The sequence below is a fragment of the Acinetobacter sp. UBA3461 genome, assembly GCF_002381195.1.
Taxonomy (GTDB): domain Bacteria; phylum Pseudomonadota; class Gammaproteobacteria; order Pseudomonadales; family Moraxellaceae; genus Acinetobacter; species Acinetobacter schindleri.
Genome location: NZ_DFRO01000022.1, coordinates 57135 through 77614, shown reverse-complemented (window position 1 = coordinate 77614; position 20480 = coordinate 57135). Strand labels below are relative to the sequence as shown.

Here is a 20480-nt window from a genome sequence, read left to right as displayed (position 1 = left end):
AGCAGTCATCAAGACTGCTTTTTTTGTTCTTCAAGTTTGATGGCCAAACTGTCCTGATGTTGCAGCCAGCGCCATGGCTGCAAGGCACCGATTGCCATCCCGATCAGACCACAGACCATCGCCAGACTCAGCGTTTCATTCAACAAGGGCACTGCCAGAATAGCCGCAATAAAAGGTGCCAGATTGGTAATACTGCCTGCTTTAAATGCGCCAAGCCGCTTAATCGCTTCCACATAGGTTAGGGTTGCAATGATGACTACAAACACCCCGTGGAAAAGTGTTTGAAACAATAAATGTTGTGGCTCAGGTACAGTTAAATTTTTAGGTAAGAACAGTAAATAAATCGGTACATACACCACAGCCGACCAAATTGCCACGCCACACATGGCTTGCCAGGCAGACAGTTGATATTTACGTAACAACACCGTAAATATCCCCCATAAAATCGCACTGATGAAAAACAGGACATCCCCTGCCCCAAAGGCCACACCTGTTTCCTGATACATCAGTACGCTCATCAGACACAGCACCCCGATCATAATGCTCAGACTGATCCAGGTATGTTTATCAAAAGCCTGATTCATCAGAAAATAAGCCATCACTGCAGTACACAACGGTATGCAGCCATTCAAGAAAATGGCGGCATGAGCAGTCGGCGCGTAATGGAATGCGCTATAAGCAAACAGGCAATACACCACTCCACCGATCATAGCCAGGATAAAAGATTCTTTTTTCAGTAAAAAAGAAGCCTCTTTACGATAGATTAAAATCGGCATGAGAATCAGAAAAGCCAGAGAGAAGCGTAGTGCGACGATATCCCAGGCACTGATCTGCCAGATTGCATTCAGGCGAGCGGTTAAAGTAAAACCGCCCCAGATACACATGGTCGTTAAGAGGAAAAAATAACCTTGTGCACGTGTGGATAATCTCATCAGGGATTAAGCATTACGCTGACGGCAGGCTTCATATAAAGCCATACCTGTTGCCACACTTACATTTAAACTTTGCAAGTTGCCTGCCATCGGAATATAAACCGTTTGATCACACTGACTTTGCGTAATTGGACGCAGACCGGTATCTTCCGCCCCCATTACCACGCAGACACCAGTACCAGTAAAATCAAATTGCTGAATTGGTAATGCTTTCTCATCCAGCATAGTCCCCACAACACGGACATTAAAGTCGTCTTTGATCTGCCCCAGAGTACGTGCCAGATTGGTAACTTGAATAAATTTAACTTTCTCGGCACCACCGGCTGCGACTTTACGCGCTGTCGGTGTCAAACTTGCAGAACGGTCACGTGGCACGATTACAGCCACAACACCCATGGCTGCTGCCGTACGGATACAGGCACCGAGATTATGCGGATCGGTGACTTGGTCAAGCGCTAATAAAAGTGCTTGCGAATCTTGTTTTAAAAGCTCTTCTAAATCTTTTTCATTTAAAGTTGGATGCGGACGCACTGCTGCTACCACCCCCTGATGGAACGGCAAACCTGCCAGTTTTTCCAGTTTGTCGCGACTAGCCTGTTGCACACTAATCCCAAATGGCTCAGCAAGCTCTAATACACGTTTTAAGCGCTGATCATCACGACCTTTCAGAGTAAACAGCGTCAGGACGCGTTCAGGCTCAAGCTCCAGTAATGACTCAACTGAATGTACGCCATAAAAATACTCAGGTTTAGCCATGAACAACCTCTAAATTAATTTGGGAAATATGCTGCAAAAGAAAAATCCTGCAAAGCCAGCTTCACAGGATTTCTGTATAAATTAAGTTTAACCGATTCGGCAGAAAATTTCCTGATCAGCTTCAGTCCGGTTAGGGAGATGAAATAATAAAATCAGCCTTCAAAATGACAAACGTAATCTAATACATCATCAGTTTCGATTTTAAAACGGCTATTGCCTGGCACATAGAAAGACTGGCCAGCACGGAACAGTTCGCTTTCTTCGCTATCTGCAATCTGCACACGGCACTCACCGGAAATGATTTCCATACGCTCAGGCACATGTGTTTCAAATGTAAGTGGGGTTTCAGTCGGTAGAATGACTCCCAGGGTTTTTTTCGTACCATCTTCAAACTGAACCACATGGCTGATGCACAGACCGCCAAAATATACATTTGATTTCTTAAGTACTGAAACATGGTCAAACTGAGCTGACATCCGTTTATCTCCAGAGCACGGGTTTTATAATATTGGAATGGCTGTAGTTTAAATGCGCATTCCTAACTAATCAATCGAAGTTTGCCTAGCTCAGCTTAAAATTTTCTGTATATATTTTGTACATATATTCAATAAGTAAATATATAAAATAAAGTGATTTAAAAAAGGATGAACAATTCTGCAATGCAAAATCAAATTTAGTAGGATTCGTTGAACTGTAGGGAGTAATTAATTTTGTGGGAAGATTGACCTGCTTTAGTCGTGCATACTGACAATACTACAAAATCTGCTTGTATCATTGACCATAATATAAGATAGAATCAAAGGGTTTCATCCTGATTTATAATGACATACATGATCTGATGCATATCAGATCCTACTTGATTTCAATCAAACTTTTCGCAGCTTGGATGCGTGTATGCTGACACATTTAACTCTGATCAACTTTGCCTTAGCTGACCACCTGGCCATTGATATTCATCAAGGTTTTAACGTGCTCACCGGCGAGACCGGCGCTGGTAAGTCTTTGTTGCTGGACGCCCTCTCGGCCTGTCTGGGTGAACGCACCGACACCAACTATGTGCGCTATGGTTCAGAAAAAGCCGATGTGACAGCAACCTTCAGTTATCAGGACAATAGTCCCGAAGCGCTTTGGCTTAAAGAGCATGAACTAGATGATGAGTCAGGTGAAATCCATCTACGTCGGGTGATTTTTGCTACGGGACGTAGCAAGGCATGGATTAATGGCCGTCCTAGCAGTCTGTCTGAACTGAAAGAAATTGGCCGTTTGCTGGTACAACTGTATAGCCAGCACAGCCAGCAACAGCTACTGGAGCCGCCTTACCCGAAACACTGGTTGGACCGTTATTATAATTTTTATGAGCCCGCCCAGGCAGTTCGTGATGCATACAGTATCTGGCATAAAAATATCCGCCAGCATCAGGCAGCACTTGATGCTCAAGCCACCCGTAAACAGCGCATGGAAACACTGGAACTGCAGCTCGAAGAACTTGAAGATGTAGTACAGATTGATTATCAGGAAATTGAACAGGAATTTGATCGTCTCTCTCATCATGAAGCGATCATGCAGGACTGTGTCTATAGTCTGAATGGCCTGGATGAAGCGGAACAGAATATTAATCAGGAGCTTTCCTCTATCCTGCGTCGTGTAGAATCCCATGCTGGTCGTAGTGAGCAGCTTTCTGAAATCCACACTTCTTTGCTCAATGCGCAGAGTGAAATTGAAGATGCTACAGCCAACCTGCGTCATTTTATGGATCGTCAAAGTTTTGATCCTGAACGTATGGAAGAGCTGAATTCACAACTTGAAGTGTTTCACCGGCTGGCACGTAAATACCGTACCCAACCCGAATTATTGAAGGAAGAGTATGAAACCTGGCAGGCTGAACTAGCGCAATTGCATCAGCTCGAAGATCCAGAAACACTGGCGGAACAAGTCGAGTTGTATTATCAGGAGTTTCTGACCAAAGCACGGCATCTGGATGAGATTCGTCGTGAAGCAGCTGGTCCATTGGCAAAACAACTGACGGAACAGGTCAAACAGCTTGCCCTGCCAGAGGCCTATTTTGAATTTAAATTTGAACCGCTCGATGAACCAAACAGTGAAGGCTTGAGCTTTATTCAGTTGTTATTTACTGCCAATAAAGGTATTCCGGCACAGCCGCTGGCACGTGTGGCATCCGGTGGTGAACTGTCCCGTATTGCACTGGTAATGCAAGTGATGAATGCTGAAAAAACTGAAGCTGAAGTTCTGGTCTTTGATGAGATTGATGTCGGCATTAGTGGGGGTACGGCAGAAATTGTGGGACGTCTGTTGGCCGATCTGGCGCAGCATGTACAAATTCTGTGTATCACCCATCAGGCACAGGTTGCAGCACAGTCTGATCAACATCTGCTGGTGAAAAAGCAGCAAACCGATCCGGCTAGCAGCACAATTCTTGATCTAGAAGAAGATGAACGTATTCAAGAGCTTGCACGAATGACAGGCGGCGTGGAAATTAATGAAACAACACTGCAACACGCGCGTCAGTTACGTCAGTTAAAGTTTCAGCATGTTTAAAAATATTACAATGCTCACAAAAAACTGTTGGTGAATTAACAAAGCTCTAGTAAGTTAAAGGTGAAGATCACACGATTTCTTTGCCAAGAAATTGATTTTAAGGAGAAGCTTTTCGGTGAACAAACAATATTTGACACACCGTTGTCTGATTGCTCCACCAGAAATGCGTGACGATTTTTTTGCCAACACGGTCATTTATCTCGCACGACATGACGAAGATGGAGCGCAAGGCATCATTATTAATCGACCTGCAGGCATTCAGATTAAAGAATTATTGAATGATCTTGAAATCGAAGCAGATAATGTCAATCCTCATGAAGTGTTGCAAGGTGGCCCATTGCGACCTGAAGCTGGTTTTGTGCTGCACACTGGTCAGCCTACCTGGCATTCTTCAATTGCTGTTGGTGAAAATGTCTGTATCACCACATCCAAGGACATTCTAGATGCCATCGCCCACAACCAAGGTGTCGGACGTTACCAGATTGCACTTGGCTATGCTAGCTGGGGTAAAGGCCAGTTGGAAAAAGAAATTGCTAAAGGTGAGTGGCTGATCTGTGAATCAGATATGGATTTAATTTTTAATTTACCTTATGACGACCGTTGGGATGCTGCCTACAAAAAGATGGGCGTAGATCGAAACTGGTTGTCTTCTGAGATTGGACATGCCTGATGTAAACGCGCCACAGATGATTATGGCGTTTGACTTTGGTACACAAAAAATGGGCATGGCGGTTGGACAATCCCTGATTGAAAGTGCCAATCCTCTTGCCTTGTTCCCGATGAAAGATGGAATTCCCAACTGGGATACATTACTGAAAATCGTCAAGCAATATCAACCGACTTTATTTTTAGTCGGCCTGCCGCTGAATATGGATGATACAGAATCTGAACTTTCTGCGCGTGCACGCAAATTTGCCCGCCGTTTACGTCATCAAACCAATATTGAAACCTTGATGGTCGATGAACGTCTCACTACACGTGAAGCGCGGGATGAATTAGAGAGTTATCAGACTCAAGGCCGGGCTAAAAAGTTAGCTGCTGACAGTATTGCAGCAGCGTTATTTATTGAAAGCTGGTATCGGCATCCGGTCGGAGTGAATCCTTAAAATAAAAAGCATCCAGATGGATGCTTTTTTTAATGGATAGGTGAAACAAGAAATCTTAAATAAATACGCATATAATATTGCTCCTTCTATATTTCTAATTTTCGGGATAAAAATAGCGAAAGGTCAGATTGATCCGTGGCGTAATGACCTTTGTGGTCTTGGTAATTTGATGTTTCCAGAACTGCTGGGTTTGCCCACGCATCACAATCAGCTGCCCACTTTGAAGCAGCAACTCTACCAGATTCCCAGTATAGTTATGCTTAAAACGCATTTTGCGGGTAGCACCAAAACTTAAAGAAGCAATGACAGTTTCATGCCGTTTTGACATCAAGCTGGCTTCATTATCACTATGCCAGCCCATGCCCTGCTGACCATGTTCATACAGGTTGGCCAGACAGGAATTAAAGGGATGACCTACCCGCTGTTGAATATGCTGTTTCAATCTCAATAATGCTGGCTGCCAGATATGGGCTTTCTTCAAGCTGCCCGAATAATGATATTGGTAATTTGCATCACCATACCAGGCAATTTTACGGGCAGTAACATGATGCTTGCCAAAGAGAAAAACCTCGTCCTGCTCCCAAGCCAGATGCTGCAAAAAATAGTCGAGATATTTCTGACTTTGCTCTCCATTCAAAATCAGACCATAGTCTTCTACCACCCCGTCACAGGGCAAAAGATTGGTTTGAGACTGAGGTGAAAATAAATCCAGTGTCATGTCAGTTTCATTCTCTTTAGAGCTTTTATCCTGTCAGTTTCGCTTTCTGCACACAACTAAAATTGCACAAATCAATACAAATCAGCTTCTTGTGAATGATCATTCAGGGGCATAAACTTGTTTTAACTTTCACAATAAAAATAATACTGCATGGATCTTTGGCAACTCTTTCACAAGCTGCGTCCCTTTGTCCGTCCTTACCGGCTGCTGGTGATTGCGACCCTGATATTGACCCTGATCGGTTCATTTACCGCTCAGGTCAACGCGATCACTTTGCAATATGCGGTCGACAGTATCAATAAGCTGCTTGAAGCAGGTGAAGGACTGAATGAGGGCTGGCATATCCTGATTACCATTTCAGCGATCTTGCTGGTGAAAGAAGTGATTAATGCTTTTGTGCAGTTTGGACAAAAATTCTATGGGGAAAAGTTGCGAATTTTTGTATCTCAGGATCTGGCACAAGGCATTATTGAAAAGTTTCTGACCTATCGATTGGCTTTTTTTAATCAGGACAATAACCAGGCCGGTAAATTGCAAACCCGTATTGACCGTGGCATTGGCTCACTGACGCGTCTGGTGCAGATCTTCTTTATTGATATCCTGCCACTATTTACCAGCGCGATTGTAGCTTTAGGCCTGATGTACTATGCCAATATTTATGTGGGGATGGTAGCCACGGCGATTGTACCAATTTACTTCTGGCTGACCTACAAACAGGCACAAAAACTGGGCGGCTGGCGCCGTAGTTTAAGAGATGGTCGCGAGAAAAAGAGTCAGGGTATTCTCAGTATTATTAACTCGATAACCGTAATTAAATCCTTTAACCGTGAGTCGATTGAGTCCGAAAAGCAGCTCGGCCTACAGCGTGAACTGACCGATAATCAGATGAAAACCCGTCAAACCAGTTTTCTGTTTGATGGTCTGAAAACCTTTATTGAGCAGATTGGCATCGTCCTTATTATTATTTTGACCGCTTATTTTGTACTTGCTGGTCAGATGAGTATTGGCATGATCATGTATCACGTGTTGTTGTTTAATAATGTCTCGGCACCAATCCGTTCGTTGCACCGGATTTATGATGAAGTCAATGATGCCATGATCTATTCCGAGAGCTTCTTTAATATTCTGGAAGCAGATCATGAAATTGAATCCAGTGGACAGCAGAAGCCATCTGTTCAGGGTAAATTTCAGCTGAGCCATGTCGAATTCTATTATCCGAATGGACACCATGCGCTGAAAGATATCAATATGGAAATCCGCCCTAACAAGATCACTGCGCTGGTCGGTTTATCTGGTGCGGGTAAATCCACTTTGATTAGTTTACTGGATAAATTTTATGAACCACAGCAAGGCAAGATCACCTTGGATGGTATTGATCTTCAGGATTATGACACCCAGTATTTACGTGACCATATTGGCTTGGTTCTACAGAAAAATCATATTTTCCAGGGTACGATTTTTGACAATATCCGTTATGGCAAGACCAGTGCCAGTATGCAAGATGTCATTGAAGCTGCGCAGAAAGCTTCGATTCATGAACAGATCTTACAGTTGCCCAATGGTTATGATTCCGATGCCTTGCAGCTTTCTGGTGGACAGCAGCAGCGCATTGCCTTGGCACGCATGTTCCTGAAAAATCCGCCGATTATTTTTCTGGATGAACCGACTGCCAGCCTGGATGCCATTGCTGCTGAACAGATTAAGCAGAGTCTGGATCAGATCAAGCAAGGTCGTACCGTGATTATTATCTCGCATAGCCTGTCGCAGATTATTGATGCGGATTATACCTACGTGATGAAAGAAGGCGCGATTGCTGAACATGGCGAGCATGATCAGCTTTATCATCAGGACGGCGTGTATAAGCAAATCTTTGACGCGATGGCAAAGAGCCTCAATATCGAAAAGATTGCCAAGACCTTTGAGGAGGATTCAGAAGAGGAAACACATAGTTAAGAAGCTGAAAAAGTTCTATTCCCTCAAACATAGATCTAAAAAAAAGCGGCCTAATAGACCGCTATTCAGCGAACCAGTTCAATTTGCCTAAAAGCGTAAAATCCACTCACCTCGAACATAACGATAGTTATAATCTGGCCCATAGAAAGAAGCACTGCGGTTATATCCAGCATTCAGGCGCAAAAACTGCTCACTACGTACAGGACTTTGCAAGTTCAATTCAAATAATCGTGTGTTCTGACTAGCATCATCATTAATTTTTTCACGGCCCAGCCCGGCAGTAATACCGGTGGTCCATCCGGAAATACGTTTACGCCAGCCAATAGCAAACATGCTTTCTTGATAATCTTTCGGATTGAAGTACTCACCCCCTACATCCGTCTCACTACTGCGATAAGTGCGATATCGGGCTTGCAATGTCAGGCCTAGGTCAAGTGAAGGCTGATAGATAAGCCTAACTCGTCCATGATCACGGCGGTTATCATCTGAAAAGAGCTGTGAACCCGCTACTCCTACTACGGTGACATGATCTCCCAGACCTTGATCCAGTGCAGCACCCACAAAAGTAAAATGTGTTCCATGTTCTAAAGCAGCTTGGGTTTCAACCCAATCTCGGTTAGCAAAAACTTCAATAGCTGTCTTTTCTGCAAGAAGCGTACGATAACTACCATCGAAGGCTAATAAAGTATGATCACCTTGCTCGAATAGCCCCGCTTCTAAAACCCAGCCATTAGCGGTAGCAGATTCAATATCACGTCCAATAAATGAGATCTTCTGACCATCTTTTTTCCAGTCATCAGCTCTATATTGATAAGCACTGCCACGTACCCCTAAATAATGATCGGCATCTTCATATTGGGGCAAAAATTCTGCTGATAATTTACGAGTCTGAAAACCTTCACTATCGTCACTGAAAAAGAATTCAGTTCCAGCCGCATGCTCTTTTTCAGTTTGCTGTTCTTGTAATACATCTGCATAATTACTGGTACTCGTCATACTAATGATTAAAGCAACACCATACAGACAGATTTTATAACTTCTCATTTTATTTTGTCCCCCAGGTTTTTCTTGTTCTGAAGACTTCATCCAGATATCCTAAAATACTGGCGGGTTGTAGCAAAAAACTATAGGTCAGCACATACAGTAAGAAACCAACAAAATTTTTTCTTACTTTGAGATCTAAATCTTTGAACATGCTCCGCTCAATCTTGTAATTAAGTAGACCAAGTAGGAATGCCAGTGGCAATAGTGCAAGAGTCATAATCCCAACGATCCAATAGTGTCCAAAGCATGCCAAGATGAGCCCCGGGATAAAGCCAAAAGTAAAAGCAATATCTAACCAGGGAAAAAATAAATTCCAATGAATAAAAAATGTAGACAATCTTGGTTTAATTAAAATAGCGGGATGTTTAATAAAGGCTTCGATCATACCACGCGCCCAACGCTGACGTTGTTTGACAAAGACTTTAAGAGTCATGGGTGCATTGGTAAATAAACAGGCGTCCTCACAATGCCCAACACGATAGCCTGCTTTTAATAAAGCCCAGGTCAGCACAATATCCTCACCTACACATTCAGGCCATCCTCCCACCTCAATTAATGCATCACGGTCATAAATAGAAAAAGCACCTTGAGCAACTAGGGTTCCTTGATATAAAGATTGCAAACGTTTAGTAGCAGCGATGCCCAGAAAATAATCCCATTCCTGCACTTTGGTAAGCATATTCTCACGAGAATTACGCACCAGAATCTTACCAGCCACAGCACGTGTATTAGGGGGATCTAACTTGTAACGCTCAACAATATTAATTAATGCCACTTTATGTAAGTAAGAGTCAGCATCAACAGTAATGATAAGATCATGCTCAGCAATTTTTAAACCTTGATTTAATGCATTGGCTTTACCTGCATTTTTCTTTAAATCCAGCAAGGCTAGCCAAGGATATTTGGCTTCAGCCTGTCGAACAATATCTGATGTATTATCTTGGGAGCCATCATTGATAACAATTACTTGTAATGGTCCTGGATATTTTTGCAGAGCAATACTGACCAGTGTATCTTTAATTGAGGCAGCTTCATTATAGGCAGCAACCAGCATTGTAATCCCAGGATAAACGGGTAAAGGTTCTCGCTTCGGTCTTCGATCCATCAGCAGACTAAAAGCTGCAAATGAATTCATAAAACCAGGAATAATAGCTATACCATATACGAAAAAAATAGCCGCAAATTGACCAATATAATTACTCAGATCATCTATCCAATCTTGAGCGATCCATATTGAAAATCCTGCCCAGAAGCAGGCACCAATAAATGCTACAACGAACTTAAGCTGTACAGTAAAGTAAAGCCCAGACCCTGCTTTTTTATTTTCATCTATGATCATAGATTTTTTTCTTCAATGCGTGAATTTGCTTAATAGGATGCCTAAACCATCCTAAATAGAATTAATTATGTGATCAGAAGAAATGCGGATATTTTCTTATATCAATATCTGTTGCATTAAATATGCCTGCGTGAATTCAAGAACTACTTCACACTTTCAAGGGAGATTAGATCACATTTCGCACAATTGTACGCTTTTTTGTATTATTTTTTTATTAAAAAATATATTTTTTGTAACTTTTGCATTAGTTTATTGCTTAAAAATTATTAACATTTAAATGATTCACTATCTTAAACAAATAATTAGGATTTCATTTTTGTTAATTTATAATAAAAATTTACTATAAATTGACTTCTCTTTACAGCTTTATTTATCTGGAAAATTAACGCTGCATCGAACCGTATTAGAGAGAAATCCCCCCAGTCCTAAAGCATTACAATAATGAAAGTAGGGTGGCAATCTATTCAAAAGAGCTTGCTAGATTTTAGTTATATTCTACTAGCCAGGCATTCATTTCCGCTAGCTGCTGTTCATTGAGCTGCCCTACTGAGGCCTGCAACCGCAGCACATGAATCAGGTAATCATACTTAGCATTCAGATAATCAGTTTTGGCAGAAAAAGCATTACGCTGTGCCAGCAGCACATCTACCATAGCTTTCAGCCCTTCCTGATATTGTGCTCGGGATGCTTGGGAAACAGTTTCTGCTGATTCCATTGCCGCCTTGCGGGCATTCAGCTTGGCTTCATCTGTTTCCACCTGTAGATAAGACTGCTTCACATCGGTATTGGCTTTACGCATCGCAGCATCCAGCTGGGCATCGCTACGCTGCACCAGCACCCCTGCTTTTTGGATATTCTTACTGGTACGGCCACCGCTAAACAGATTCCAGTTGACCTCTACTCCGACCTGATCAAAGTCTCCATTGGAAGATAAAACGGTTTCTGGCATCTGTTTCAGATAACCATAAGTTGCCACTGCTTCAACTTGCGGATAGCGTGCTGCTTCTTCAACACGTTTGGCATCTTCGGAATAACGCTTTTGCAGACGAGCCTGTAGAATTTCCAGGTTCTGAGTTTGTGCCAGTTCGGTCCAGGACTGGATATTGGCTGGTAATGGTTTCTGGAACTGGAAATCATTGCGTAGGACCGCCAGATTGTCCTGATAAGGACCAATTAACTGCGCCAGTTGCTCCTGTGCCAACACCAACTGTACTTGGGTAGCGATTCGGTTAGCTTGGGCACTCTGATATTGGGCATTGGCTTCGCTGACATCACTGCGTGCGACCAGACCTTCTTTGAGTTTGGCATTCATCATGCGCAACTGTTCAGCCAGCGCCTGCTCTTCCTGCAAATAAGCACCGGTCAGGGATTGCTGACGTAATACATTAAAATAAGCTTCCGCTACCTGCAAAATATGCTGCTGCTTCTGCAGACGCAAATTGACTTCACTCAGTTCTACTGAGGTTTTGACCTGCTTGTATCCCTGCCAGGCATCCCAGCGAAACAAAGGTTGACGCGCAGTCACAGCAATCTGTCGGGTGGTTGTACTTGAACCCTGTAATTCCCCAAATTCCGCAGGCAAGCCTTGTGTTCCAGAATTATCAGTCGACTGGTTTTTTCGGGTCACATTTCCCGACAGGCTTACAGTTGGAAGTAAATTGCCGCTGGCAATTCCAAGATTCAGCTGGTCGGCTTCATATTGCAGTACATTGGCCTGCCAGTTTGGATCATTTTGTTTGGCACGCTCATACGCCTCAACCAAGTCCAGTGCCCATACGGCAGAACTTAAACACAATAGGCTGGCACTAAGGATGAATTTTATCTTCATTTATAATGTGAATCCCTAACTGCTGCATCGTCATACATAACAAAATATAGCCAAATGCTTGAATCTTAAAGTGATACAAATATTACTTGTCTATTCCTAAACTTACGTATGATTTTTATTAATTTTTTAATTCAAATAAGTGAATTTATCCTATATTGATTCACATTTTTGAGTCGATGACAACAGCTTAACAAACAGCTTCACAATACTAAACAGTCTGTTGGCACAAGATGTATACAATAGGCGCATTCCCCGCTGTTATTCATTATTTGTATCAGAGCATAGAGTTATAGTGTCTACACGTTTTTCCTCAATTTTAGTTGCCAGCTGCCTTGCCCTGCTGCTGTTGCTGATGCTTGCCTGTCAGCAGCCCAAACAGCCGCAGGTCGAAATTGAGCCTGCTGAAACTAGTGTCAAGAAAAATACTGCAACTCAAGATTTTAGCCTGATGTGCCAGAATATTGAAAAACAGATGGCTGAAATTGATGACCAGCGCACAACTTTTGCACTTGAGCAGATCAATCAGAATCTTAAAGTGTGTCTGCCACTGTTAGAGCATAAACAGCAAAAAAACCTGATGCGTCATGCCAATGCCATGTATAGCCGTTTCCTGAAAGTTGAAAGAACACCAGCCCAGCAACGTGCATTTGAACAATATGCGCTGGAAATGGCTCAACATCCGACCATTCAGCAAAGTCATTTTGTTGAACTGACTGCCCGTGACCAGTACCTGCTTAAACATAAGGGACAAGCATATGTCGAAGTGGTGGAGCAAGGGGAACAGCAACTGACTTATCGTCGTAGTCCTGAATATTTGGCTCGTATCTTTGCACCTTATCTCCCGGCAGCAGAACGTGCTTTTATTGAAACCTTGTCTCAGCAGAATCTTGAACCGGTATTCACGCAACAACGCTTAATGATTGAACCTGCTGAAATTGCTGCGCGTATTCTGGATTGGGAGGATTATCTCAAGCGTTTTCCGCAAAGCCCTTACCAAAAGGATGCTGAATATCTGCTACAGCAATACAGCTACTTCCTGTTTCATGGCATGAATAGTGCGCCAATTTCCCAGGATTACCGGGATCGTTATGCCGTTGATCATAGCCATCTGGAAACCATTATCGGTCTGTCTAAAGGAAATGAAGGTGGTATCACTTCCAAGGCACAACGCTTTCTAGAATTTCTGGATATGAATGAAGAGCAGCGCAAACAGGTGCTTGACAGCGAATATCAGAACCGTTCAGCCTGGGAACAGATTGCCCATTATTCCGGAATTCAGATGCCAGCCCAAGACTATAAAAAAGACTGTTTCAGGGACGCCATCTGTTTATAACAACCCTGTTTCCCTGAAATCTTTACTGCATATTTCTGCTAGAAAGTAGCGAATCACGTCTACTTTTTATTCCCTAACTATTATATGATCGCCTGAGCTTGACGGAGCGCGAGTAATCACTCGCTGAGATCACCAAAATAGCCTTTTAGAGTGCAATTTGATGGTGAGTACCGTTGAACCTGATCAGGTTAAGACCTGCGTAGGAATCAAGCCTCTAAAAACTTAAAGCCCTCTTTCTATCTATAAGATAGATCCGCCTGCGTTTTTGGTCGTGCTTGATTCGTTGATGTCATTCTAAGGATCATTGCCATGAACCAATTAACGAATCTCTCCACTCCCGCAACCGATGCTCATCATGAGCAGGAAGCTCGAGATCTCACCCGTATTTTACCAGCTTCCCGCAAAGTCTATATTCAAGGTTCACGCCCTGATATTCAGGTGCCAATGCGTGAAATCTCACTGACAGATACTCCCACAGGTTTAGGCGGTGAAAAAAATCTACCTTTAATGGTGTATGACACGTCTGGTGCTTATACCGATCCTGCAATCACGATTGACCTGAACAAAGGTCTGCCGCATGTACGCGAAAGCTGGATTGAACAGCGTGGTGATAGCGAAGTACTAGAAGACTTAAGTTCCGAATTTGGTCGCCAGCGCCTACGCGATATCCGTACTGCCAATATCCGCTTTGCGCATATTCAAAAACCCCGTCGTGCCAAACGCGGTCACAATCTCAGCCAGATGCACTATGCCAAGCAAGGCATTATTACACCGGAAATGGAATACATCGCCATTCGTGAAAATCTGCGCCAGCGTGAAGGTGTCGATATGCGCCAGCATGCCGGACAGAACTTTGGTGCGAAAAACCTGACTGAAATCACACCAGAATTCGTGCGTCAGGAAGTTGCAGCGGGTCGTGCCATTATTCCAGCCAATATCAACCACCCTGAATGCGAACCGATGATCATCGGGCGTAATTTCCTGGTCAAGATTAATGCCAACATCGGTAACTCGGCACTGGGTTCATCGATTGAAGAAGAAGTTTCAAAAATGACCTGGGCAACCCGCTGGGGTGCTGACACGATTATGGATTTGTCTACAGGTCAGAATATTCATGAAACCCGCGAATGGATTATCCGTAACTCCCCTGTGCCAATCGGTACTGTGCCAATTTATCAAGCGCTGGAAAAAGTGAATGGTGTAGCCGAAGACCTGACCTGGGAAATCTTTAAAGATACCCTGATTGAGCAGGCCGAACAGGGCGTGGATTACTTTACGATTCATGCTGGCGTGTTATTACGTTATGTCCCACTAACTGCGAACCGTCTAACCGGGATTGTATCCCGTGGTGGTTCAATCATGGCGCAGTGGTGTCTGGCCCATCATCAGGAAAACTTCCTGTACACGCACTTTGATGAAATCTGTGAAATCATGAAAGCCTATGATGTCTCATTCAGTCTGGGTGATGGTCTGCGTCCGGGCTGTATTCAGGATGCCAATGATGAAGCGCAATTCTCCGAGCTACGTACTTTAGGTGAACTGACCCATCGTGCCTGGGAACATGATGTACAGGTGATGATCGAAGGTCCAGGCCATGTGCCAATGCATATGATCAAGGAAAATATGGATCTGCAACTGGAAGTCTGTAAAGAAGCACCTTTCTACACCTTAGGACCTTTAACTACCGATATTGCACCGGGCTATGACCATATTACTTCTGCCATTGGTGCCGCGATGATCGGCTGGTATGGCACCGCGATGCTGTGTTATGTGACGCCAAAAGAACATTTGGGTCTGCCAAACAAAAAGGATGTGAAAGACGGTATCATCACCTACAAGATTGCCGCACATGCAGCGGATCTGGCCAAAGGCCATCCGGGTGCACAGGCACGTGACAATGCCCTGTCCAAAGCCCGTTTTGAGTTCCGTTGGGAAGATCAGTTTAACCTGAGTCTGGACCCGGATACGGCGCGCAGCATGCATGATGAGACCATGCCGAAAGAGGCACATAAGTCAGCGCATTTCTGTTCGATGTGCGGTCCGAAATTCTGTTCGATGAAGATCACCCAGAATGTGCGGGATTATGCGAATAATCAGAAAAATGCACAGCAGGCAGCAGAGCTCGATCCAGAGGTTGAAGCAGGTCTTAACAGCATGAAAACCAGCTTCATTGAAAGTGGTCGAAATTTATATCACAAAGTCTAATTCCCACTGAAAATCAGTTGTTTTTGCTAAAAACTCAGATAGGATGAAATAAATGTTTTCATCCTTTTCTGATTTATGAAGATTATTCAGCAAGCGTCCTATAACTATAATGATGTCGACCTGCAACAGCGCGAATATCTGTATCAAGGATTCGTGAAAGTCGAAAAAGTGCAGCTGAGTCATCGTCTTTTTGAGAGCAATAAATATATTCCTCCGATTCAGCGTGAACTGATTGCGCGGCGTCCTGCAGCTGGGGTGCTGATTTATAATGACCAACAACAAAAATTTGCCCTGATCGAGCAGTTCCGTATTGGTGCACTGGATGATACCGATTCCCCATGGCAGCTGGAAATCATTGCCGGGGTTTTAGATGGTGATGAATCTCCAGAGCACTGCATCCGTCGTGAAGCACTGGAAGAATCTGGCTGTGAAATCCAGGAGCTGCAACATCTGTATAGTTTCTATCCTTCAGCGGGTGCCTGCTCTGAACTGTTCCACCTTTATGTGGCTCAGGCAGAGCTGCCTGAACATGGCGGTGTACATGGCATGCCGGATGAAGGGGAAAATATCCAGCTGCATATTTTTGATTATGCCCACCTTCCAGAATTATTCCGTTATAACCGTCTCAAAAATGCGCCCGTCATTATGGCATTACAATGGTTACAGCAACATATCTCAACAGCCTATCCAAAGGAGTAGATCAGATGACACAGACCTCTACTCCTGCATCTGAAAAAGTCTGGACGCTCATCCAGATTTCAGACACGCATCTGATGGACCAGCCTGAGCTTGAATTTGCCCGCATGAATCCGGAGCAGAGCTTTTTAGAGGTCGTACACGACATTCAGCAGCGTTTTCCGCATATTGATGCGGTGGTACATACCGGAGATCTGGCCCAGGTTGCAGCAGAATCTACCTATCAACGTTACTTACAATTTATGCAGGCCTGGAATGTGCCGCATTATCAGATTCCAGGTAATCATGATGATTATCTGGCTATTTTCCCTTTTTATAAAAATAGTGATGAAGCGCATTCGATTAGCTTTGGTTGCTGGACTTTAATTCTACTCAACAGTGCTGTAAAAGGTCGGGTCGATGGCTGGGTAGAACAAAAACAGCTGGATCAGCTGGAACAGTTATTGCTTGAGCATAGCAAGCAGTATGTGATCGTGGCCTGTCATCATCATCCTTTTGCGATGCAATCACACTGGATTGACCAGCATCGGCTGAAAAATTCAGAAGCATTGAAAGATGTGATTGCACGGCATACCAATGTCAAAATGGTGCTATTTGGACATGTGCATCAGGATTCTGAAAATGAATGGCAGGGCGTGCGCTATCTGTCCACTCCTTCAACCAGTGTACAGTTCAAACCCTTGAGCGAAAATTTTGCCTTAGACCAAGCGCAGCCCGGCTATCGCGTATTACAATTAAAAGACAATGGTGAGTACCAGACTTACATTCAAAGGGTGGTTTTAAAGCAAGCTAAAATTAATACTGAAATTTCAGGTTATTAACTTTTCAATTTGTTTTTTTTGCTTTACTTTATTGCTCTTAAAGGAAACGTGATATCTACAATCCCGCCATCAAAGACTATCAAAACGCATAAAAAGTCTATATGATGACGACCCCCATAGGAGGATAATCCTTCTTCAGGGTGGATAAAAATTTGCATATCACCATATTTTTTGCGTAGTTACCTACGCATATGATGAGGAATGCCCTAAATGGCGAATGACAACCAAAATCAAGTCTTAGATGAACAAACTGATGTGGTAGATGAAAAAGCTACAAAACGTGTGCGCAAATCTAAGCCAAAAACGACTGAAGGTGGTTCTACTGCTAGCTTATTTGGTATCGAACCTTATCAACCGAAAAAAAATGAAGAATACATGTCTGAGGGTCAGCTTGAACACTTCCGCCAGATTCTGCTGGCCTGGAAAGCTGAGTTGATGACTGAAGTTGACCGTACGCTGAATACCATGCAAGACGAAAATACGGCACTTCCAGATGTAAACGACCGTGCAACACAAGAAGAAGAATTTGCGATTGAACTACGTACCCGTGATCGTGAACGTAAACTGATCCGCAAAATCGAACAGTCTATTGAAGCAATCAAAAATGATGACTACGGTTTCTGTGAAACCTGTGGTATCGAAATCGGTCTGCGTCGTCTGGAAGCTCGTCCAACTGCGACTTTATGTATTGACTGTAAGACTCTTGCTGAAATCAAAGAGAAGCAAAATAACGGTTAATCGTGACTGTTGAGAATTCCTCAGCCGAGCACAGCTCCCTTGCGGAGCATGCTCCTCATGCGCAGCGGCGAAACGATGTTTCGCTAACTCGCTACTCAGGTCGGTTTGCGCCATCGCCAACCGGCCCTTTACATTTTGGTTCCCTCATTACCGCAGTCGCCAGTTACTGTGATGCCCGTGCCCATCAGGGTCAATGGCTGGTTCGTATTGAAGACACCGACATTCCCCGCATTTATCCTGGCAGTGAAGATCATATTCTTCGTGCCATGGATGCCTTTGGTTTCGATCCTGATGCCGAAATCATTTTTCAAAAAGACCGCCTAGACATTTATGATGCTGTGATTGAACAGCTACGTCAGCAGGGTCTGGTCTATGCCTGTCAATGTACGCGCAAGATGCTCGGTTCCAATCATATCTATCAGGATACCTGCCGTGATTTAGGCTTAGCTTTCGAACATCAGGCCATTCGCTTAAAAGTTGAAGATGTCGAAATCTGTTTTGATGATCCGTTGCAAGGTCATCATTGCTCTAATCTTAAGCATGATCTGGGAGATTTTGTCCTGAAGCGCCGTGATAGCATCATTAACTATCAGCTGGCAGTCGTGGTGGATGATTACCTGCAAGGCATAACTCATGTGGTACGTGGCGCGGACCTGCTGGATAATACCGAACGTCAGATTTATATAGGGCAAATGCTCGGCTACCCTCGTCTGCAGTATATGCACCTGCCACTCGCAATGAATAATCAGGGTCAGAAACTCTCTAAACAGAATCTGGCGCAAGCACTGGATTTAACTCAGGCGCCGCAATTATTAAAACAGGTACTTAAAGCTTTGCACCAGGCTGAAGTTGAACTGGATACTCCGGAAAAAATGCTGAAACAGGCGGTGGCACAATGGAATATCGAACGGATTCCACACACAACTGAGCTACAAGGCTACTATTTATAAAGAGCTGTTTTGGCTTAAGCTAAAGAAAAATTCAGGTGGAAGTCAGTCTATGTTTTTTATTTTTGGTGTTGGACCGAAAACCAAAGTCATTGAGAAAAGTCAGTTCTTGTGTCCAGTGTGCCGAACCCGAGCCGGTTACGAACTGAGACAGCAGCGTAATTATTTTTCCTTATTCTTTATTCCCTTGATTCCCCTGTCGAAAGCCAAGGATGCTTTTGTGCGCTGTAATCACTGCGGTACGGTCATGCCAAGCACAGTTCTCGACCATGCCCAGCCTGACTCGAACCATCAGTCTAATCTAGAAGCTTGATTCCTCACGGCTTGGATTACTTTCACGAGTCGTGGCATCAATCTTGAGAATCAGGCTGATCATCATGGCACACATAATCAGCGAAGAACCACCATAACTGATAAATGGCAGGGTCAAACCCTTGGTTGGCAGCATGCCCATGTTCATGCCTGCATTCACCAAAACCTGTAACAGGAAAATAATACTAATGCCATATGCCAGATAACCAGCACGCAGGTAATGGTTTTTCAGGGCACGATGACCAATGCGAATACAGCAGACAATCATGCTGAAAGACAGAATCAGAACGATCGCAATGCCCAGAAAACCGAATTCCTCACCCAGAATTGCCAGCATAAAATCGGTATGCGCTTCAGGTAGGTAAGACATTTTCTGAATACTGTGTCCCAGACCGACACCCGTCCATTCTCCACGACCAAAAGCCATGAGCGCATTAGATAGCTGATAACCCGTGCCCAGCGGATCTTCCCAAGGATTCGAGAAAGACAGGAAACGCTGCAGACGATATGGCTCAAAAGCAATTGCAGCGATCAACGCGCCAATAATGACGCCGAAAGCCAGACCAAACTGGTTCCACGGCGCACCCGCCAGGAAGAACACTCCAAGCATGGTTAGCGTGATGACTACGGTTGCCCCCAAGTCCGGCTCAAGCATGACCAACAGGATGGTTGCCCCCATGATGATACTTAAGCGTCCCAAACCGGAAATCTTGTTGCGTACCTCTTCAGCACGGCGCACTACGTAGTCTGCAGTGAAGATTGCCATCATTACCTTCGCTACTTCGGAAGCCTGTAAGGTAAAGCCAGCAAGACGAATCCAGCGCTTGGAACCATTGACTTCAGTACCGACCAGCAATACTGCCAATAGCAGCAGAATGGTCACAAACCATAAAAAGAAAGTACTGTTAAACCAGCGATTTAAAGGAATCTTATAAGTAGCATAGGCGACTGCTGCCCCAGCCCCGATCGAGATGGCATGTCGGGTAATGTAGTGAAAGGCATTGCCATTAATTCGTTCTGCATACGGCATCGAAGCCGATGCCACCATGATTGAACCAATACACAGCAAAGCCAATACACAGAAAATCAGCACATTACGTGGATTAACTTCAGCGGGTAACTTGGGTAGCCACTGCTCGTAGATTTGAGTAATTTTATTGATCGCAGTCTGAGCAAACTCAGCCATATCACGAATC

General features: G+C 43.9%; 19 protein-coding genes and 1 riboswitch. Of the genes, 11 read left to right on the top strand and 8 right to left on the bottom strand.

Going from position 1 to position 20480, the window contains the following annotated elements:
• Window positions 1–8 precede the first annotated feature (8 nt).
• The 3 genes from B3D47_RS04685 to B3D47_RS04675 all read right to left on the bottom strand — a co-directional run bounded on the left by B3D47_RS04685 (window position 9) and on the right by B3D47_RS04675 (window position 2164).
• A complete protein-coding gene (locus B3D47_RS04685) occupies window positions 9–932 on the bottom strand; it encodes a DMT family transporter (protein WP_081405839.1) in 924 nt (307 codons plus the stop codon).
• 6 nt (window positions 933–938) lie between these two features.
• Window positions 939–1688 (bottom strand): 23S rRNA (guanosine(2251)-2'-O)-methyltransferase RlmB, encoded by a 750-nt coding sequence (gene rlmB / locus B3D47_RS04680; protein ID WP_004810085.1) that lies wholly within the window; start codon window positions 1686–1688, stop codon window positions 939–941.
• Window positions 1689–1840: 152 nt separating this feature from the next.
• Window positions 1841–2164: a pyrimidine/purine nucleoside phosphorylase gene (locus B3D47_RS04675; protein WP_004810087.1), complete on the bottom strand. Its 324-nt coding sequence runs from the start codon at window positions 2162–2164 to the stop codon at window positions 1841–1843.
• A gap of 418 nt (window positions 2165–2582) precedes the next feature.
• Here B3D47_RS04675 and recN point away from each other — a divergent pair, with 418 nt between their 5' ends.
• From recN to ruvX, 3 genes are all read left to right on the top strand, one after another.
• Complete coding sequence (recN, locus tag B3D47_RS04670; RefSeq protein WP_286860218.1) at window positions 2583–4244, top strand: DNA repair protein RecN; 1662 nt, start codon at window positions 2583–2585, stop codon at window positions 4242–4244.
• Window positions 4245–4359: 115 nt separating this feature from the next.
• Window positions 4360–4914: a YqgE/AlgH family protein gene (locus tag B3D47_RS04665; protein WP_004810091.1), complete on the top strand. Its 555-nt coding sequence runs from the start codon at window positions 4360–4362 to the stop codon at window positions 4912–4914.
• Window positions 4907–5350 (top strand): Holliday junction resolvase RuvX, encoded by a 444-nt coding sequence (gene ruvX / locus B3D47_RS04660; protein WP_004810094.1) that lies wholly within the window; start codon window positions 4907–4909, stop codon window positions 5348–5350. The genes B3D47_RS04665 and ruvX overlap by 8 nt, the downstream gene beginning before the upstream one ends.
• Window positions 5351–5444: 94 nt before the next feature.
• Here ruvX and B3D47_RS04655 read toward each other — a convergent pair whose 3' ends face one another.
• Window positions 5445–6068 carry an alpha-ketoglutarate-dependent dioxygenase AlkB family protein gene (locus B3D47_RS04655; protein ID WP_286860216.1) on the bottom strand — a complete coding sequence of 208 codons (624 nt, stop codon included), beginning with the start codon at window positions 6066–6068 and terminating at the stop codon, window positions 5445–5447.
• Window positions 6069–6218: 150 nt separating this feature from the next.
• Here B3D47_RS04655 and B3D47_RS04650 point away from each other — a divergent pair, with 150 nt between their 5' ends.
• Complete coding sequence (locus tag B3D47_RS04650; protein ID WP_180184945.1) at window positions 6219–8021, top strand: ABC transporter ATP-binding protein; 1803 nt, start codon at window positions 6219–6221, stop codon at window positions 8019–8021.
• Between the two features lie 87 nt (window positions 8022–8108).
• Here the strand turns inward: B3D47_RS04650 and B3D47_RS04645 are convergent, their stop codons facing one another.
• The 3 genes from B3D47_RS04645 to B3D47_RS04635 form a co-directional block, all read right to left on the bottom strand.
• On the bottom strand, window positions 8109–9065 hold the full coding sequence (locus B3D47_RS04645) for a hypothetical protein (protein WP_286860214.1): 957 nt from the start codon (window positions 9063–9065) through the stop codon (window positions 8109–8111).
• A 1-nt stretch (window position 9066) separates the two neighbouring features.
• Window positions 9067–10404 carry a glycosyltransferase gene (locus B3D47_RS04640; protein ID WP_286860212.1) on the bottom strand — a complete coding sequence of 446 codons (1338 nt, stop codon included), beginning with the start codon at window positions 10402–10404 and terminating at the stop codon, window positions 9067–9069.
• A gap of 484 nt (window positions 10405–10888) precedes the next feature.
• Window positions 10889–12232, bottom strand: a complete 1344-nt coding sequence (locus B3D47_RS04635) for a TolC family outer membrane protein (RefSeq protein ID WP_286860210.1) — start codon at window positions 12230–12232, stop codon at window positions 10889–10891.
• Between the two features lie 292 nt (window positions 12233–12524).
• Here B3D47_RS04635 and B3D47_RS04630 point away from each other — a divergent pair, with 292 nt between their 5' ends.
• From B3D47_RS04630 to B3D47_RS04600, 7 genes are all read left to right on the top strand, one after another.
• A complete protein-coding gene (locus tag B3D47_RS04630; RefSeq protein WP_004896362.1) occupies window positions 12525–13565 on the top strand; it encodes a hypothetical protein in 1041 nt (346 codons plus the stop codon).
• 92 nt (window positions 13566–13657) lie between these two features.
• Window positions 13658–13788: riboswitch (TPP riboswitch) on the top strand.
• 86 nt (window positions 13789–13874) lie between these two features.
• Entirely contained in the window at window positions 13875–15770 is a 1896-nt protein-coding gene (thiC, locus tag B3D47_RS04625) for a phosphomethylpyrimidine synthase ThiC (RefSeq protein WP_286860206.1), read from the top strand.
• Window positions 15771–15845: 75 nt separating this feature from the next.
• Window positions 15846–16469 carry an NUDIX domain-containing protein gene (locus B3D47_RS04620; RefSeq protein ID WP_071319769.1) on the top strand — a complete coding sequence of 208 codons (624 nt, stop codon included), beginning with the start codon at window positions 15846–15848 and terminating at the stop codon, window positions 16467–16469.
• Between the two features lie 5 nt (window positions 16470–16474).
• Window positions 16475–17287 (top strand): 3',5'-cyclic-AMP phosphodiesterase, encoded by an 813-nt coding sequence (gene cpdA, locus B3D47_RS04615; RefSeq protein ID WP_286860203.1) that lies wholly within the window; start codon window positions 16475–16477, stop codon window positions 17285–17287.
• Between the two features lie 210 nt (window positions 17288–17497).
• Window positions 17498–18025 carry an RNA polymerase-binding protein DksA gene (gene dksA, locus B3D47_RS04610; protein WP_004810113.1) on the top strand — a complete coding sequence of 176 codons (528 nt, stop codon included), beginning with the start codon at window positions 17498–17500 and terminating at the stop codon, window positions 18023–18025.
• A gap of 2 nt (window positions 18026–18027) precedes the next feature.
• The gene (gene gluQRS / locus B3D47_RS04605; RefSeq protein WP_286860201.1) at window positions 18028–18975 is read left to right on the top strand and encodes a tRNA glutamyl-Q(34) synthetase GluQRS; all 948 of its coding nucleotides are present in this window, start codon (window positions 18028–18030) and stop codon (window positions 18973–18975) included.
• A 49-nt stretch (window positions 18976–19024) separates the two neighbouring features.
• The gene (locus tag B3D47_RS04600; RefSeq protein ID WP_163164661.1) at window positions 19025–19285 is read left to right on the top strand and encodes a zinc ribbon domain-containing protein; all 261 of its coding nucleotides are present in this window, start codon (window positions 19025–19027) and stop codon (window positions 19283–19285) included.
• On the opposite strand, the gene ftsW is transcribed toward B3D47_RS04600, so the two are convergent.
• Entirely contained in the window at window positions 19274–20470 is a 1197-nt protein-coding gene (ftsW, locus tag B3D47_RS04595) for a putative lipid II flippase FtsW (protein WP_004810120.1), read from the bottom strand. The genes B3D47_RS04600 and ftsW overlap by 12 nt on opposite strands.
• Between the last annotated feature and the right edge of the window lie 10 nt (window positions 20471–20480).